The 707-nt window shown below is 54.2% G+C and carries 1 protein-coding gene; it reads right to left on the reverse strand.

The genetic code is table 11. The annotated features are described in order from the left end of the window. Window positions 1-278: 278 nt before the first annotated feature. Window positions 279-464, reverse strand: a complete 186-nt coding sequence (locus H0X95_RS35685; RefSeq protein ID WP_013772937.1) for a Rop family plasmid primer RNA-binding protein — start codon at window positions 462-464, stop codon at window positions 279-281. Window positions 465-707 lie beyond the last annotated feature (243 nt).

The following is a 707-nucleotide window of genomic DNA, read 5'->3' on the forward strand; positions in this document are numbered from 1 at the left end:
TTTCTGTCCATACTTAAACGAGGCGGCCGTCACGGACGGTGGTCGTCGTTCCATGATGCTGTTATGGACGAGTGAGAGTAATCTAATCTAACTTGATTGAGTTCCGGGCGTGCCGCCCGGTTTTTTTTGCTGTTTCCCGGTGTCCGTTCCGGGACAGGATGTGCATTTGTAATACCGCGCACGCGCCGGCATCACAAATACCCTGGTCAGGGCTGCGCCCCGACACCCCGCCATCGCCTCACGGCCGCGCACTGAATTGCGCACCCGTTCACCGATTTTCACGCATTTTCCTCGCCTATCTGTGCGTTCAGCATGGCGTAAAGCGCTTCGGCCTGATCGTGCAGGTGCTCACAGCAGCCGGCAGCCTCATCCAGATCCATCTGCTCGAGCCGCTCAAGGAGGAGAAGTGTCTGTGCGCGGATAAATTTGGCCATATTGAGGGCGGCGGATTCCTGTCTGGTCACTGGTGATTTTCCCCGTCTGGTGATGATTTTTGCGTGAAAAGAGCATGGCGTCATTCTGGTGCATAGTCATGCATGCCGTTAAAATTTAACAGGCGCGTTTCTGACGGGTTCTGGGGTGGTTTGTTGTGGTTTTTGTCATGGTTTCGTCAGGAACGCGCTGAACGCGTCTCAGGCGGTGCGGGCAACGGATGTTATGGTAAATTCTTGGGGGCTTGATTATAAAATACCGCACTTCCTCTTATG

This window comes from Burkholderia sp. 9779_493 (genome assembly GCF_015712215.1).
GTDB lineage: Bacteria > Pseudomonadota > Gammaproteobacteria > Burkholderiales > Burkholderiaceae > Burkholderia > Burkholderia cenocepacia.